This is a genomic window from Mesorhizobium sp. B1-1-6, assembly GCF_006443035.1.
In the GTDB taxonomy this organism is placed as follows: domain Bacteria; phylum Pseudomonadota; class Alphaproteobacteria; order Rhizobiales; family Rhizobiaceae; genus Mesorhizobium.
Window position 1 is genome coordinate 51,257 of the sequence record NZ_VFWR01000008.1, and the last position, 14,174, is coordinate 65,430.

The following is a 14,174-nucleotide window of genomic DNA, read 5'->3' on the forward strand; positions in this document are numbered from 1 at the left end:
ATGCGAGGCGACCCCCTCTGTCGCCTCCGGCGACATCTCCCCCTCAAGGGGGGAGATCGGCAGCTTCAGCCGACGATGTCATTCTTTTGCACGGTTCTTGGTCTAGGAACGTCTCGCGGCGGGGTTTTGCAGGAGGTCGATGTGACGACGACAAGCCTTGCCGCCCTGAAGAACCAGAGCAAACGTACCGTTAAACGGCTCATCGGCTATGATTCCCGCAACTGGCTGCGCATCCGCCAGATCGAGGCCTTCACCACCTTCCTGACGGCCGCCAACCGCAAATCGCGCGACGTGATCGAGATCTCGCCCGGCTGGAATCGCTACTGGAAGGCGATGTGCCCCAACTATCGCTCGGTCGACTTCCCCGATTTCGACATCTGCAAGGATCGCACCGACGAACAATATTCCATCGTCATCGCCGACCAGGTGCTGGAACATGTGCAGCGGCCGCAGGCGGCGGCGCGGAACATCCACGCCATGACCCGCGAGGGCGGCTGGGCGATGGTGGCGACGCCCTTCCTGTTTCGCGTCCACGCCAGGCCGCACGACTACAACAGGTGGACGCCGGCCGGCCTGAAGCAGTTGATGGTCGATGGCGGCTTCGCCGAGGACAACGTCCAGGCGTTCGGCTGGGGCAACAAGGCCTGCGCCCGCGCCCACATAGGCGGCCCGGTCCGCGCCTACGGCCTGTGGCGGGACCTCAGCAACGACGAGGAATACCCGATGATGGTCTGGGCATTCGCGAAGAAGGGGTGAGCGGTGGAAGCTGCCAATCTCCCCCCTCGTGGGGGAGATTGGCAGCGTTCACCCGCCACGCCGCTTCACCAACCTTGCATGCCGCCTCCAGTACCACCAGTCCAGCACGCGCCGGCGAAAACTGCGCTTCATCGCGGTCATGGTCACATCCCCAAAAGCACGCGGCGCTGGCCGGCGAGGCTGCCGGGCGCCAGATCGGTCTTGATGGTGCTGGCCGTGCCCTGGCGTTGTTCGAGCTCAGCCCGAAGTGCTGCTTCGCGCGCCTGCACGTCCTTGTCCTGCGCCGTCGGCACTGCCGGCAGCGGCTTCAGTTCCGGTGGTTTTTGAAACAGACACATGGTTCCAGCCTTCTCTTGTCCAGTCGTAGAGGAAAAAATCTTCGCCGTTCCGGCCATATCCGGGCAGCAGGCAGCGCTGCGTGGCGCCCAGCCGCGCAAGCCAGCGCAGCGCCAGTTCATTGCCGGCCAGCGCCCGCGCCTCGACCCGCCAGGCGCCGCGGGCGGAAATCTGCGGCCCGAGCACAGTGTGAAAAAATCCGGTGATGCCGGGCACGCAACGCTTCATGCGGCGCGTGCCCCAGCTCCAGGCGATCCAAAGCCCGCTCCGCTGCTCGGCCGCACCGAAGCCCGCCTCCGGATTGCCGCCGAGCTCGGCCACATAGGCAAACCCTTGCAGCGCGGTGAGCGCCAGCAGCGCCGGCGACCAGTAGTCGAGCTGGCAATCGATCTCGGCGCGATCCTCGGGCCGCAAATTGGCGGCGATATAGGAGAGATCGCGCAGGGTCGCGGGGATGATGCGGAGGGTCATGCGGATGCCAGAGCCCGGGGGATAAGGTTCATCTGTGTGAGTGCAGCGTGAAAAATTCACGCCTTGACCGGTCTCCTCTCCGGTGACCTACTTCGACCATCGAATGCGGGAGCAAAGACATCGGTCATCCAATTGAAGGGAGACGGGCGAATGGACATTCGATCGACGCTGACGCAGCTATGCGAGGCCTTCAACGCGCACGATCTCGATCGGATCATGGCGTTCTTTTCCGACGACTGCATTCTGGAGATGCCGAGGGGAGGCAAGCCCTGGGGTTCTCGTTTCGAGGGCAAGGCAAACGTACGGAAAGCACTGGCGACACGCTTTGAAGGCTTGCCCGATGTCCACTACGGCAACGCCGAACATTTTGTGGATTCGACCGCCGATACCGGCATCTCGAAATGGACGCTCACCGGCACCACACGCGAGGGGGAGAAAAAGGAGGTCCGAGGTTGCGACTTCTACACGTTTCGCGACGGCAAGGTGATCCGCAAGGACTCATATTGGAAAATCCTGGAGTAGGCGCAGGGACATCGCAGCGAGGGTCATGGGCCGGCGCCGGAGCGCCCGTTTCCTCCAGCGGGAATTGCGCTGCCGCGACGCTCCGAAGAGCCCTCCGCCCTCACCTGAACGCCCCCAGCGGATCGCTCTGCCCCTTCGCCCGCCTCGCCGCCCTGAACTCCGCCGGATCCACCATCGCCTCGCGCAGCATCATCACGCCGTAGCGCGTCGCCGCCATCAAATCGTCGCGCAGTTTCACCACCTGGCCGTCCTTGCGATGGTAGAGCCGGAACTCCTCGAACCAGGGGACAAGCGTCGAAAACACCTTGAAGCGGCCGGATTGCATGCGGTCGAGCATCTCCATCAGCCCGGCCTCGACCGAGACAGAGCCGTCGAGGAATTGCGCGTGGCGGGTCAGCATGTTGAGCCCATGCGCGGCATATTGCTTGGCGAGCGCGGTGCCCGCCCCTTCCAGCGTTTCGCGGCGGCCGTCGCGCGGCCACGCCCAGGGCAGCCATTCGCCCCAGGGTTTCAGGGTCAGCGCCTGCATGGCGGGCGTCTGCTGCGAGGCCCGCACTGCCTTGGCGACATAGACGACGTCGGCCTCTGTATCCCAGGCGAGCTCGACCGCGGCGGAAGGGTGGTCCCAGCCGAAATCGAGCGCCCCGATGCGCGGCCAGTAGCGCGGCAGCCGGAACGGCGCGCAGGCAATCAGCTCCTCCGCCACCGGAAAGATGCGGCCGGACCCTAGCACCGGAATGCCCCGGGCGCGAGCCTCGCGCTCATGCGCGGGATAGGCGGCAACGATCGCCGCGCGCTCCTCGGGCGAATAATGCTCGGCGTCGTCTATGGTCATGAAGGTGACGTGACGGGACATGGGGGATCCTGAATCACTTTCGAGATAATCGATGTAGCGTCTTGTGAAGGCTACGTTTTTCGGACCAACGTCGCGCCGCCCCTCACCTGCCTGCCGGCATCCTCTCCCCGTATAGTGACGGGGAGAGGGGTGCTGTTGTCGACGGTTTCGCCAATCGCGAACGTTCAAGAATCGGCGCCGAGATTGCGGCCAGCTCCCTTCTCCCCGTCATTACGGGGAGAAGGTGGCGGCAGCCGGATGAGGGGCAGCGCCGACGAAGGCGAGCAAGCGCCAAGTGCGATGCCGCTCGTCCCCAATCAGTTTCTTCTCCATCACCCCTTCCCCATCCCCTCCACCTCCGCCGCCGACAAAAACAGCAGCACCACATCGGACATGCCGAGCAGCGGCGTGAAGGTGACGATGGTGATGCCGCCGGTGGCGTTGGTGCGGGTCAGGCCCTCGGAATAGATGTCGAGCGGCGGTTCCTCGTCGAACCAGACGCCGTGCAGCGTTTCGCCCTGCCATTTCTCGCGGCCTTTCTCGAAACTCTTGAACGACAGCACGCTCTCGCCGGCCTGAACATCGCCGCCGCCGCCATGGCGCACCACGACGCTGTCGAGCGCGCCCGGCGCGCCGCGGCCCATCATGGTGTCGACGATGGCATCGGCCGGGATCATGCCGGTGCCCCATTGCGCCTGCTGCTGCGGCGGGCCGACCAGCACGCGCTGCGGATTGTCGCGCGTGCCCTCGCCGGTGACGCCGGCGGCCCACAGCCGCACCGGCGCATCGAAAATCTTGCCTTGCCACCACCCGGGATAGCGGCCCGTCAGGTGCATGGCCCATTCGGCGCCGCCAGCGCGGGTCTTGCCGAGCTGGTTGCCGGCCATGAACAGCCGCTCGCGGTTGGCGGCGCCTGCCGCGTGAAACGCCGCCTGCCTGGCATAGGGCCGGTAGGCGGCAAGCTGGTTGGTACGGCGCCTGCGGTCAAGCTCCGCCAGCAGCGCCAGATATTCCGCCCTCGCCGCCATCGGCGATGTCTTCGAGGAACGGTTTGACCGCGGCTTCGAGCGCGCGGATGCGGCTGCGGATCTCTTCATCGCTCAAGGCATCCAGATGGTTGACGGCGACATCGAAATCCTTGGGCAGCACCGAAAGCACGATCTTCAAATACTGGTCAGGCTTGTCGGCCCGCACTTCGGCGATGACGCCGGGGCCATGAGCGCGGAAATCGGCGCGCACGGCGGCGAGAAAGTCGTCGCCCAGCGTTTTCTTCGGGCGTTTGCGGCGGGTCTCCGGCGCGGCCTCCGGGCTTGCGCTCCGGCCGGCGGCCGGCTTGCGCCCCTTGCCGCGCGCCGGCACTGCGGCGGTCTCGTCAGCCATGGCCCGTCACCGCCTCGGCATCGCCGGCCTTGGCCTTCGACGGCACGGACTTGACCGACCGGACCCGCTTCTTCTTCGAGCGGGTGGATTTCCTCCTGACGTTCCTGGCGCCCTTCGGCCGCCGGGCAGGTTTTGCGACGCCCGGCAGATCCTTCAGGCCCGCCATGGCGAGGCCGATGGCGCCGCTATGAATTGTCGCCTGCGGGAAAGCGAAGCCGCCGGCCGCGTCCCGCACCATGCCGATCAGCACGCCGGTTGCGACCTGCTCGATCCGGCCGAGCCGCGTCTGCGGCGCCGCACCCTCGAATTCGCCAATGGCGCTGACGACCTCAAGGCCGTCATCCCCGGTGATGATGGTGGCATAGCGTGGCATGGGATTTCTCGCGGATAATCGTCAGGTTCGAAACGTCGCATTCCTTCGCGCCCCCTCTGTCCTGCCGGACATCTCCCCCACGAGGGGGAAGATCGCAGCTTCGGCGCCTCGCTTTTTTCTACAACGTTGGCGATTGGCGAAAGCCGGGACAACAGCCGATCTCCCCACCCGTGGGGGAGATGGCCGGCAGGCCAGAGGGGGGCGCCGTAGAGCGCCATCATTCGAGGAGAAAAGCAAAACCAAAAACACAAAACCCGCCTCGGCGGCGGGTCATCGGCGCAACTCAGCACCATAGATAAAAACATAGCATAGTTGCCTTCACCCCGTCAACAGCTTTTAGGAAAAAATTCCTTATCGGCTTTAGGCATCCCCGCGCAGCGAATGCACGCCTTCACGGCATGGGCGAACAGGATCAGCCCAACTAATGAACCGGGGCTTCGTCACAATCTCGCTGTGAAGGTCGCCAAGCGCGTTGAATGAAGATCCGCTCGAATATCGCGCCAATACCCAGCACGACCGGCGCTCTTGTTTCGGCGGCGCCAGAATCAAAAACCCGCCTCGGGGGCGGGTCATCGGCGCAACTCAGCACCATAGATAAAAACATAGCATAGTTGCCTTCACCCCGTCAACAGCTTTTAAGAAAAAAATCCTATCTCGCCCATCCCAGCCTGGTTCTCCCCGGGCCTGCCGGCTTTATCAGTTGGGTGCTGGAGCATTGACCGCGAATTGCGCGGCGAACGCCCTGCCATAGGCGGGCCGGGCTTCGCCGCGGGCCACATAGGCAGCCAGGTTTTGATATTCGTCCAGAATGCCCGACATTCTGAGCCGCAGCAGCACAGATACCATCAACAGATCTCCCGCGCTGAACGCACCGTCGAGCCAGTCGGCGCCGCCCAGATGGGCCGAGAGCCTGTCCAGCCGGGCGCGAACGCGGTCCTTCACCAATGGCAGGCGCTCCTCGCTCCAGGGCTTGTCGGCCTCGAATATTTTTGCCGTCGTCAGTTCGAGGATCGGCAGCTCGATGGTGTTGAGCGCGGCAAACATCCAGGTGATGGCGCGGGCGCGGGCATCGCGATCCTCCGGCAGCAGCCCCGGATACCGCTCGGCAAGGTGGAAGACGATCGAGCCGGTCTCGAACAGGCAGAGCGAACCGTCCTCGTAGGTGGGGATCTGGCCGAAGGGCTGAATGGCCAGATGGTCGGGCGCCTTCATCTCGGCATGGGAAACAAGACGAACCTCATAGGGCTGGCCCACTTCCTCGAGCGCCCAGCGAACGCGCGTGTCGCGCGCCAGTCCCTTGCCGCCGTCGGGCGACCGTTTGAATGCCGTAATGGTGATTGTCATTGCATCCGCTTCCTTGCCTGTTTCCTGGGCTTCCTGGCGATGACGAACAAGCCTGCGCGGCAGCCCGACATCGGTCTTGAACTATTTTCCTTGCCGGGCGCGGATCGCGAATGGATGTCCGCGCGTTCTGAACGCCTATGCACGCCGCCTCAAAGTGACCTCGGTTTTGGGCGACATGCGTAGGCCGATACCTGCAAGTGCGTCGCACGGGCCCTGTTCAGCGTGACGCGCCTCACCGATGGGAGCAACCGCCATGAACGTCGCCAACCTGCAACTCGAGGGCCTGCTGATGGCCGTCGCATCGATCAACCACGTCCTGGTCAGGAAGGGCGTGCTGACATCAGAGGAGATCGACATCGCCCTGCGCAAGGCCGAAGCCGGCGAAACCAGCGAGGAGCGGTCCGAGGGCATGTCGGCGTCGAGCCGCGACGCCGTCAATTTCCCGATCCGGCTGCTGGAGCTCGCCAACCAGTGCCAGCCCGAAGCTGACATGCCGTCCTTTTCGAAACTGGCGCGCATGGTCGGCCAGATGAAGGAACCCTACAACGACCAGATGTAGCTACGCCCTGCCCGGCCATCCCGGATTGAACGAAAGCACGCGGCCCGGCCCGTGCACGGCGGCGAACAGCAGCCCGGCCAGGAAGGAAAAATGGTCGACGAAGAAGCCGAATTCCGCCTGGTTGCCGGCCCAGTGGCTCGGTCCGTGGAAGGCGAAGCCGAGGAACAGCACGTAGACCGCCGCGACCAGCGCGGCCGGCGTGAAGAAGGCGCCGGTGAGGAAAGCGATCACCAGCAGCACCTCCAGTATCGCCGCGCACCAGGCCAGGAACAGCGGAAACGGAAAGCCGGCGGCGGCGATATAGCCGGCGGTGGCGCCCATGCCCATGAACTTGAACGTCACCGCTATCAGGAAGACGGCCGCGAAGATCAGGCGGGCGATGAGCAAGGCGGCGGTCTGCCACGGCGATTGGACGGTTGGCGACGGCATGGTTGTTCTCCCGTTTCGTTTGCTTGTCTTACCCAATTCCGGATGGAAACCGAACTTTCCTGGAATTGCTCCTAGGACGCGCCACGCGCCGCGCATCCGACATGTCTGCCGAAGTTTTTTCCGGATGTCGCGATCGGCGCCGCTCGATCGGGCCCGCTGTCGCAAAACCGGATTCCGGTTTGCCGGCTCCTGGATAGAGGGGGCCGCATCGTCCCTGATGTATCTCGCCGCCATGCGCCTGGAGCCGGCCTGAGGCGGCGGAGCCGATATTCCGGTCGGTGTTCGCCAAAGCCTGCAAAAGCCGCTATGGAACCAGCGGCGTCAAATGCTGTTATGTATGACCGCAGGGTCGCGCCGCGACGGCGGCGCGCCGGGGGTGGAAAGTGAGGCTCGGCATGGCGGACGACAAATCGAAGATCAAGCAGGATCGCAAGCTGGTTTCGAGCGAGGAAACCTATGAGGTTGCCGCTTTCGCCCGCAAATACGGCATCCCGCAGAGCGAGGCCCAGACCATCATCAAGCGCTACGGGCCCTCGAGGAAGAAGCTCGACAACCACATGGCCGCGCGCGGATAGCTCGGCGCGACCGGCTTTGGAAGCGTTGCCCGGGGCAGGACCCGGGCGCATTGCGGCACCGAATGGTTGGAGGCCACGGCCATGCCCGACACCGCGCGCAGAACCGGCAGTTGCCTTTGCGGCGGCGTGCAGTTCACCGTCAGCGGTCCGCCCCTGCGGGTGGGTCTCTGCCATTGCAAGGATTGCCGCAAGACCAGCGGCTCCGCCTTTGCCGCCTTCGCCATCTGGCCGCGCCAGGCGTTCGAGACATCGGGCATTCTCGGCACCTATGCCGGCCGCGGCTTCTGCCCGACCTGCGGCAGCCGTGTCGCCTCGCTCAGCGACGACGAAGCCGAGGTGATGATCGGCAGCCTGGACGTGGCGCCGACCGATCTCATGCCGGAGTACGAATTGTGGATCGGCCGGCGCGAATCCTGGCTGCATGCCTTGCCCGATACGCGGCAGTTCGAGCACGACCGGCCCGCCGCGCAGGCTCCCGGCCCGCCGCCGCCGAGGCCGCTGTCGGACGCAGCTCCCGGCGGCTGAAAATTAGTCGAAAAGTTTAGCGGCTGCGACGGAACCCCGGAACGGCGGCCGGCGTTATCGGGCGCCTCAGTTTCAATGGAGATCGCCGTGAACGACAAGTTCTTTCCCCGTCCGGTCAGGCTGAAGGTCGGACCGGCCCGGGAGCGCGTGGTGCGCAGCGCCTGGGAAGGCCTGGAATGCCTACGCGACTGGCCCGGCAAGCACGGCCGGCGCTACCGCGCCGCATGGCGCAGCTGCCGCGATGCCCTCGATGGCTGGACCCCAGCCGAGAAGGCGATGCGGGCCATGATCGATGCCGGGCGCGAGGCGGAATTCCTGCCCGGCAACGGCAAACCCTGAAAGCCTGCCGCCTCAAGGGGCGGTCCGGAACCCGATAGCTGCATCGCGGCAAGCCGCCGGCTACTGTTTCGGCGGCTGCGGCGGCACTTCACCCGGTTTGATCACCGGCGTCTTGCCTTCGTTGGGCGCGGGCGCGGCCATGCCCTGGTCACCTGTGGGCGGCGGCTTCAGCACGCCGCCGCAATCGTTCAGCGTCTCGGTCAGCGTGTTGTCGGTCGGCTGCTGGTTGCCGTCGGGCTTGGCCCGGCATTTTTCGCTGGGCGCCTGCTTGTCGGGGTTCTGCTGCTCGGCCTGCGCCAGCGCCGCGGCGGGCGCGGCGAGCATCAGGCTGACGGACATGATGGCGAGAAATCTCATCTCGGCCTCCTTTCCAGGTTGGGCCGCCCTCACCGGCCGCCCAATAGTCGATGGCGTGCCTTCGACAGGCTTGCCTCAATAGCCGCCGACGATCGGCAGGATTTCGCCGGTGATGTAGCTGGAGCATTGCGGCGAGGCCAGGAACACATAGGCGGGCGCGATTTCCTCCGGCTGGGCGGGCCGCTTCATCGGCGTCTTGGCGCCGAACTGCGACACGTCCTGCGCCTCCTTCTCCGACGGATTGAGCGGCGTCCACACCGGTCCCGGCGCCACCGCGTTGACGCGGATGCCCTTGCCGACGAGGTTGCCCGACAGCGCCCGGGTGAAGGCATGGATGCCGCCCTTGGTCATGGAGTAGTCGACCAGGTCCTTCGATCCCTCGATGCCGGTGACCGAACCGGTGTTGATGATGGCCGAACCCGGCTTCATATGCGCCACCGCCTCCTGCGCCATATGGAAGTAGCCGTAGAGGTTGGTCTTCAGCGTGGTGTCGAAATGCTCCTCGGTCAGGTCGGCGAAATCGGTGGAATGGATCTGGAAGGCGGCATTGTTGACCAGCACGTCGAGCTGCCCCAGTTCCTTGACGACCCTTGCCACGGCCTTGGCGCAGAAAGCGCGATTGCCGACATCGCCGCGCAAGGCGAGGCAGCGGCGGCCCTCCGCTTCGACCGCTTGCTTGGTCGCCTCCGCGTCACGGTCCTCGCTGAGATAGACGATGGCGATATCGGCACCCTCGCGCGCGAACAGCACGGCCACCGCACGGCCGATCCCAGAATCGCCGCCGGTGATCAACGCCGCCTTGCCTTCCAGCTTTCCCGAACCGCGCCAGAACGGCGCGTCATAGAGCGGCGCCGGCTCGATGGCCCATTCCTCGCCGGGTTTGGGATGATGCTGGGCGGGAAAAGGCGGGGCGGGATATTTTCGCGCGCCGGCCTGCATGGCCCCGTCGCCCTTGGGTTTGGCCTTGGCGCGGTCCTTGGCGTCGACCTTGCGCTGGATGCTGCGCTGCTTGCTGGTTGCTTTCGAACTGTCGCTCTGGGTGCTGGTCGGCATGGTCGTCTCCTCTGTGTTTGGACCGGAGACATCCCGAACCTCCTCGCGCAACGCGCGGAACTGTTCGCGATGTCTTCGGTCCAAAGCCCTGCTCGCAAGGACAACGCATATCGGCGGAAAAAGTTGGCGGCTTTCGCAGGCACGCATTGCAACCCTCGCATCCTGCCGCCGTTTCGCCTGCCGGAGGCAATCATGTTCGAAGGTTTTCAGACCCTCAAGGTCGACTGCGGGGATGCCCGCATCTTCGCCCGGCGCGCCGGCGACGGGCCCGCCGTTCTTTTGCTGCACGGCTTTCCGCAGACGCATCTGATGTGGCGCGACGTGGCGCCACGCCTGGCGGACCGGTTCACCGTCATATGCGCCGACCTGCGCGGCTATGGCGCCAGCTCATGCCCGGCGTCGAGCGCCGATCACGCTCCTTACGCCAAGCGCGCCATGGCCCGCGACATGGTGGCGCTGATGGCCGAGCTCGGCTTTTCCAGCTTCATGGTCGCCGGCCATGATCGCGGCGGGCGTGTCGCCTACCGCCTCGCGCTCGACCATCCCGACCGCGTCGAAAGGCTTGCCGTGCTCGACATCGTGCCCACCGCCGACGCCTGGGACCGGGCCGACGCCAGGCTGGCGCTCGGCTATTGGCCGTGGTCGTTGCTGGCCCAACCCGAGCCATTGCCGGAAAAGCTCCTGGCGGGCGCGGCCGACGCGATCGTCGATGACGCCCTGGGCGGCTGGGGCTCGTCGCCAGAGACATTTTCCGCCGGCGTGCGCCAGGCCTATGTCGAGGCCCTGCGCGATCCCGCCCATGCCCATGCGATCTGCGAGGAGTACCGGGCGGCCGCGAGGCTCGACCGCGAGCACGACCATGCCGATCGCGCCGCCGGCCGGCGCATAGCCTGCGCGGTGCTGGCGCTGTGGAGCGGGCAAGGCGCGCTCGCTGAATGGTATGCCGGCGAAGGCGGACCACTGGCCTTGTGGCGCGGCTGGGCCGGCGATCTGCGCGGCCATGCGGTCCAGGGCGGGCATTTCTTTCCCGAAGAAGCACCCGCGCAAACGGCCGCCGAATTGAGCGCTTTCTTCGCCGGCCCCGAAACCGCCGCCCGAGAGGGCAATGTCAGGAAAAGTGCCTAGCGGTTTCCCACCTAGCGCTTTCCCTGGGGAATCGCGTCGAACTAACGCCTGGAGCGGCTCAGCGGGAACCTTCTCAGCCGGCCGCGACCAAGGGAATTGGAACCACATCCTTGGCTGCGCAGTTGCAGGGGCATCGGATGAACCCGGGAGCAGAGCCATGCCACGTGGAGAAAAATCGAAATACACCGACAAGCAGGAGCGCAAGGCAGACCACATCGCCGAGGGCTACGAGCATCGCGGCGTGTCCGAGAAGGAAGCCGAGCGCCGCGCCTGGGCCACCGTCAACAAGGATGATGGCGGCGGCAAGAAGGAGGGCGGCTCCGGCCGCGGCAAGCACACCGGCCATCCCGCCGCGCACAAGGGCGGCGAAAAGGGCGGCAAGGCTTCCGCCTCGCGTTCGGCAGGGAGCCGGTCGGCATCGGCCAGGAAGGCAGCCGCGACCCGCAAGCGCAACGAAGCGCACGCCCATTGATGCGCGGGCGACCGGGTCACGAAATTCCTATGCGCCTTGCCTGCCCTCGCCCGGGCCGCTCTTGATCAGATCGTCGCCCGGCGGATCATCGAAGTTGGGCTCGGCCGGATTGTCGGACGGCGGCCTTTGCGGACAGTCCTCGTAGCCGTGGTCGCGGCCGCCGCAGAACGAACAGCACATGGCTTCGCGCTCCCTGTTCCCGGGCGGCCATCGCGGGGTTTGGTAAGGCTTCCTGCCGAGCATGCCCAGCAATGCGCGAGGCGCGATTTGGTTGCGCGCCCGCGCCGTCCCTCGCAAGAGAAGACGCCGGCTGTTGCGCAACCGCCAGACAAAGTGCGAATCTCCCCGGCATGCCGCAACCAAGCTTGATCGCCCGGCGTTGCGGATCATGCCTTGGAAAGACCGCCATGTCCGTTCGAATTCTGTTGCCGACCGTGGCTGCCATGCTTGCCGCCACCGGCCTGGCCGAAGCCCGGCCCGACAGCCGCGCCATGAGCTGCGCGCAGATCCGCGCCATGATCCAGAGCCACCGCGCCGTCGTGCTGACCACCGGCCCCAATACCTATGACCGCTATGTCAGGCAGTTCGGCAATGAATGCGATTGGCCCGAAGTGCCGATGTCGGCCTATATCCCGGCCCGCGACGGGCACTGTCCGGTCTACCGCTGCGAGGAGCCGGTCAACAATTTCCCGAATTGACGGGTCGGTTGGCGCGGGCAATTGTTGTTTCGGGGATTGCCGCACCCTGCCTGAAACCAATCCGAGGGGGCCGCGTTGACGCGTGGGGTGGCCGCCACAGGAGATGCCCATGACCGTCAACTGCCGCGTATCCATCGACAACCGGCCTCAATCGATCGAGGCCGTTTTCCAGGCCGTGCCCCGGATCGGCGAGAGCGTTTCGCTGTCCGTCGACGGAAACGCCCAGGACCTGCGCGTTTCGCGCGTCGTGCATGTGCCCGACGGTTCGCTCGAAGGGGCTGCGATCATCGTCGAGGTGACGGGCAACATCCTGTAGTCGCCTGAATCCGCAAATGCGGCGCGCCTTGGCCACGGCGGCGGCTTTCAGATGCCTAAGCCGATCGTCTGGCCGGCGTCTTCCATAGGGTGCTGCGGCACGATGATCGACGCCAGCGGCGCGTTCAGCGTCCATCTGAAATAGCCGGGCGAGCGCTCGATCACGGCGGACCCGCCGAGCGACTGCGGCGCCACCCTTTGCAGGACAACGGTGCCGAACCCCTTGCGCGTGGTGTCGTCGCGCTCGTCGCCGCCGCTATAGGGGGGCGACCGCTCCTCCCAGACAAGTTGGAATTCGCGTTCGGCCAGAGCGTCGTCGCTCATGCTCCAGGTCACCTCGACCCGGCCGGAATCGCTGGCGAGCGCTCCATACTTGGACGAATTGGTGCCGAGCTCGTGGAAAGCCATGCCGAGATTCTGCACCGCATTCGACTGCAAGGTCAGCAGCGGTCCCGAAAGCAGTATCTGCTCCTCGCGGCCGAACGGTTTGAGATGTTCCTGGACCAGGTCGAACAGGCTGGCTCCCGCCCAGTTCGAGGTGACCAGCAGATCGTGCGAGCGTGACAGCGCCATGATGCGGGCGCGGATCATCTCCTCGAACTCGCGCGGGTCCTGCGAGCGCTTGCTGGTTTCCCTGACCATCGACAGGATCACCGCAAACTGGTTCTTGACGCGATGGTTGACCTCGCGCATCAGCATCTTGATCCGGCGCTCGTTCTCCCTGCTGGCGCTGATGTCGCGGGCGATCTTCGAGGCGCCGACGATCTCGCCGCTGGCGTTCCTGATCGGCGACACCGTCAGCGAAACGGCAATGAAGGTGCCGTCCTTGCGCTTTCGCGTCGTCTCGTAGCTCGCGAGGCGTTCGCCGCGGCGGACCTTGGCGATGATCTCGGTTTCCTCGTTCTTGAGGTGGTCGGGGATGAGCATCAGGATCGACTGCCCCAACGCTTCCTCCGCGCTGTAGCCGAACATGCGTTCGGCCGCCTGGTTCCAGCTTTTGATGATGCTGTTCAGGTCCTTGCTGATGATGGCGTCGAAGGAGGAATCGACGATCGCCGCCAGCTGCGCATCGGCCGTTGCGTCCTGTTTTTCACCGCTTGCTATGTCAGCCATTGCCCCGCCAGGTGTCAGCCTATAGCCACTAGATAACGCGTGCGCCGGACAAGGCAATCACCTTGAAGCGGCCTGCTGCTTCAACTTCATCGAAATCGCCTCGCCGGCTGGAGTGATCGAGGGGAAGGTCGTTCCGCAGATCAGGGCGGCCGGCATCGGAGACGCCAGCGACCATACAAAATGGTTTTCGAGCACCAGGACAGAGCGGACATTCAAGTCCATGGGCACCGGAAGCGCGGAACCCGTCCTTGCGGGCCGGCATCACCTGAATGTCACCGCGCCTCAGTCAGAATGGCCGTCGCCCACATTGCCGTTGCCGCCCGGGGTGGACAGCAGTCCGAAGTCCTGGGACTTGACGCCCTGCTCCGCCGCCAGGAATCCGTCCGAGGCGAGGCCACGCCGCAAGAGCTCCCTGACCGCGGCCGAGCGGCTCGGCATGCGCTTGTCGAAGCGCCAGTTCTCCAATGCCGCCAGTTCATCGGCGGTCAGCATGACCTGCAAGCGTTCAGGACGTTCCAGTTCAGTCACGGCACTTCCTCGCAAAACCCAATACGCGAATGAGTATCTGTCTCATTCCACTAATAATTAGGATAGCAA

Annotated in this window: 21 protein-coding genes and 1 pseudogene; 10 read left to right on the forward strand and 12 right to left on the reverse strand. The window is 65.2% G+C overall.

Going from position 1 to position 14,174, the window contains the following annotated elements:
• The first annotated feature begins 141 nt into the window (after positions 1 to 141).
• Positions 142 to 756, forward strand: coding sequence for a methyltransferase domain-containing protein (locus FJ979_RS17100; RefSeq protein ID WP_224519113.1), 615 nt, complete (start codon positions 142 to 144; stop codon positions 754 to 756).
• Positions 757 to 993: 237 nt separating this feature from the next.
• Here FJ979_RS17100 and FJ979_RS17105 read toward each other — a convergent pair whose 3' ends face one another.
• Positions 994 to 1,563, reverse strand: a complete 570-nt coding sequence (locus FJ979_RS17105; RefSeq protein ID WP_140582342.1) for a hypothetical protein — start codon at positions 1,561 to 1,563, stop codon at positions 994 to 996.
• Positions 1,564 to 1,713: 150 nt separating this feature from the next.
• Between FJ979_RS17105 and FJ979_RS17110 the strand changes: the two genes are divergently transcribed.
• On the forward strand, positions 1,714 to 2,085 hold the full coding sequence (locus FJ979_RS17110; protein ID WP_140516300.1) for a nuclear transport factor 2 family protein: 372 nt from the start codon (positions 1,714 to 1,716) through the stop codon (positions 2,083 to 2,085).
• A 100-nt stretch (positions 2,086 to 2,185) separates the two neighbouring features.
• Here the strand turns inward: FJ979_RS17110 and FJ979_RS17115 are convergent, their stop codons facing one another.
• From FJ979_RS17115 to FJ979_RS17140, 5 genes and pseudogenes are all read right to left on the reverse strand, one after another.
• Positions 2,186 to 2,941 carry a terminase family protein gene (locus FJ979_RS17115; protein WP_140582344.1) on the reverse strand — a complete coding sequence of 252 codons (756 nt, stop codon included), beginning with the start codon at positions 2,939 to 2,941 and terminating at the stop codon, positions 2,186 to 2,188.
• 347 nt (positions 2,942 to 3,288) lie between these two features.
• A pseudogene (locus tag FJ979_RS17120) lies at positions 3,289 to 3,948 on the reverse strand (terminase family protein); the annotation flags it as partial.
• Positions 3,905 to 4,300: a hypothetical protein gene (locus FJ979_RS17125; RefSeq protein ID WP_140582347.1), complete on the reverse strand. Its 396-nt coding sequence runs from the start codon at positions 4,298 to 4,300 to the stop codon at positions 3,905 to 3,907. The gene FJ979_RS17125 and the pseudogene FJ979_RS17120, both read right to left, overlap by 44 nt.
• The gene (locus tag FJ979_RS17130; RefSeq protein WP_140582350.1) at positions 4,293 to 4,673 is read right to left on the reverse strand and encodes a hypothetical protein; all 381 of its coding nucleotides are present in this window, start codon (positions 4,671 to 4,673) and stop codon (positions 4,293 to 4,295) included. The genes FJ979_RS17125 and FJ979_RS17130 overlap by 8 nt, the downstream gene beginning before the upstream one ends.
• Positions 4,674 to 5,369: 696 nt before the next feature.
• On the reverse strand, positions 5,370 to 6,017 hold the full coding sequence (locus tag FJ979_RS17140) for a glutathione S-transferase family protein (protein WP_140568000.1): 648 nt from the start codon (positions 6,015 to 6,017) through the stop codon (positions 5,370 to 5,372).
• A 253-nt stretch (positions 6,018 to 6,270) separates the two neighbouring features.
• Between FJ979_RS17140 and FJ979_RS17145 the strand changes: the two genes are divergently transcribed.
• Positions 6,271 to 6,576: a hypothetical protein gene (locus tag FJ979_RS17145; RefSeq protein ID WP_140499979.1), complete on the forward strand. Its 306-nt coding sequence runs from the start codon at positions 6,271 to 6,273 to the stop codon at positions 6,574 to 6,576.
• Here FJ979_RS17145 and FJ979_RS17150 read toward each other — a convergent pair whose 3' ends face one another.
• Positions 6,577 to 7,005: a DoxX family protein gene (locus FJ979_RS17150; protein WP_140582352.1), complete on the reverse strand. Its 429-nt coding sequence runs from the start codon at positions 7,003 to 7,005 to the stop codon at positions 6,577 to 6,579.
• 395 nt (positions 7,006 to 7,400) lie between these two features.
• Here FJ979_RS17150 and FJ979_RS17155 point away from each other — a divergent pair, with 395 nt between their 5' ends.
• The 3 genes from FJ979_RS17155 to FJ979_RS17165 all read left to right on the forward strand — a co-directional run bounded on the left by FJ979_RS17155 (position 7,401) and on the right by FJ979_RS17165 (position 8,444).
• Complete coding sequence (locus FJ979_RS17155) at positions 7,401 to 7,580, forward strand: DUF3606 domain-containing protein (RefSeq protein ID WP_115144153.1); 180 nt, start codon at positions 7,401 to 7,403, stop codon at positions 7,578 to 7,580.
• 81 nt (positions 7,581 to 7,661) lie between these two features.
• Entirely contained in the window at positions 7,662 to 8,105 is a 444-nt protein-coding gene (locus FJ979_RS17160; RefSeq protein ID WP_140582355.1) for a GFA family protein, read from the forward strand.
• Between the two features lie 87 nt (positions 8,106 to 8,192).
• Positions 8,193 to 8,444 (forward strand): DUF982 domain-containing protein, encoded by a 252-nt coding sequence (locus FJ979_RS17165; RefSeq protein WP_140582358.1) that lies wholly within the window; start codon positions 8,193 to 8,195, stop codon positions 8,442 to 8,444.
• 60 nt (positions 8,445 to 8,504) lie between these two features.
• On the opposite strand, the gene FJ979_RS17170 is transcribed toward FJ979_RS17165, so the two are convergent.
• Complete coding sequence (locus FJ979_RS17170; protein ID WP_140582360.1) at positions 8,505 to 8,801, reverse strand: hypothetical protein; 297 nt, start codon at positions 8,799 to 8,801, stop codon at positions 8,505 to 8,507.
• Positions 8,802 to 8,876: 75 nt separating this feature from the next.
• Positions 8,877 to 9,854 carry an SDR family oxidoreductase gene (locus tag FJ979_RS17175; RefSeq protein WP_140582363.1) on the reverse strand — a complete coding sequence of 326 codons (978 nt, stop codon included), beginning with the start codon at positions 9,852 to 9,854 and terminating at the stop codon, positions 8,877 to 8,879.
• A gap of 192 nt (positions 9,855 to 10,046) precedes the next feature.
• Between FJ979_RS17175 and FJ979_RS17180 the strand changes: the two genes are divergently transcribed.
• Positions 10,047 to 10,979, forward strand: coding sequence for an alpha/beta hydrolase (locus tag FJ979_RS17180; protein WP_140582365.1), 933 nt, complete (start codon positions 10,047 to 10,049; stop codon positions 10,977 to 10,979).
• A 157-nt stretch (positions 10,980 to 11,136) separates the two neighbouring features.
• Positions 11,137 to 11,451, forward strand: a complete 315-nt coding sequence (locus FJ979_RS17185) for a plasmid stabilization protein (RefSeq protein ID WP_140499991.1) — start codon at positions 11,137 to 11,139, stop codon at positions 11,449 to 11,451.
• A 27-nt stretch (positions 11,452 to 11,478) separates the two neighbouring features.
• Here FJ979_RS17185 and FJ979_RS32575 read toward each other — a convergent pair whose 3' ends face one another.
• On the reverse strand, positions 11,479 to 11,631 hold the full coding sequence (locus FJ979_RS32575; protein ID WP_181167215.1) for a hypothetical protein: 153 nt from the start codon (positions 11,629 to 11,631) through the stop codon (positions 11,479 to 11,481).
• Positions 11,632 to 11,858: 227 nt separating this feature from the next.
• Here FJ979_RS32575 and FJ979_RS17190 point away from each other — a divergent pair, with 227 nt between their 5' ends.
• Both FJ979_RS17190 and FJ979_RS17195 read left to right on the forward strand, forming a co-directional pair.
• Complete coding sequence (locus FJ979_RS17190; RefSeq protein WP_140521515.1) at positions 11,859 to 12,149, forward strand: hypothetical protein; 291 nt, start codon at positions 11,859 to 11,861, stop codon at positions 12,147 to 12,149.
• 109 nt (positions 12,150 to 12,258) lie between these two features.
• Positions 12,259 to 12,465, forward strand: coding sequence for a hypothetical protein (locus tag FJ979_RS17195; protein WP_140515979.1), 207 nt, complete (start codon positions 12,259 to 12,261; stop codon positions 12,463 to 12,465).
• A 47-nt stretch (positions 12,466 to 12,512) separates the two neighbouring features.
• Here FJ979_RS17195 and FJ979_RS17200 read toward each other — a convergent pair whose 3' ends face one another.
• Both FJ979_RS17200 and FJ979_RS17205 read right to left on the reverse strand, forming a co-directional pair.
• Positions 12,513 to 13,577, reverse strand: coding sequence for a PAS domain S-box protein (locus FJ979_RS17200; RefSeq protein WP_140499996.1), 1,065 nt, complete (start codon positions 13,575 to 13,577; stop codon positions 12,513 to 12,515).
• A gap of 282 nt (positions 13,578 to 13,859) precedes the next feature.
• Entirely contained in the window at positions 13,860 to 14,105 is a 246-nt protein-coding gene (locus FJ979_RS17205) for a hypothetical protein (protein ID WP_140499998.1), read from the reverse strand.
• Between the last annotated feature and the right edge of the window lie 69 nt (positions 14,106 to 14,174).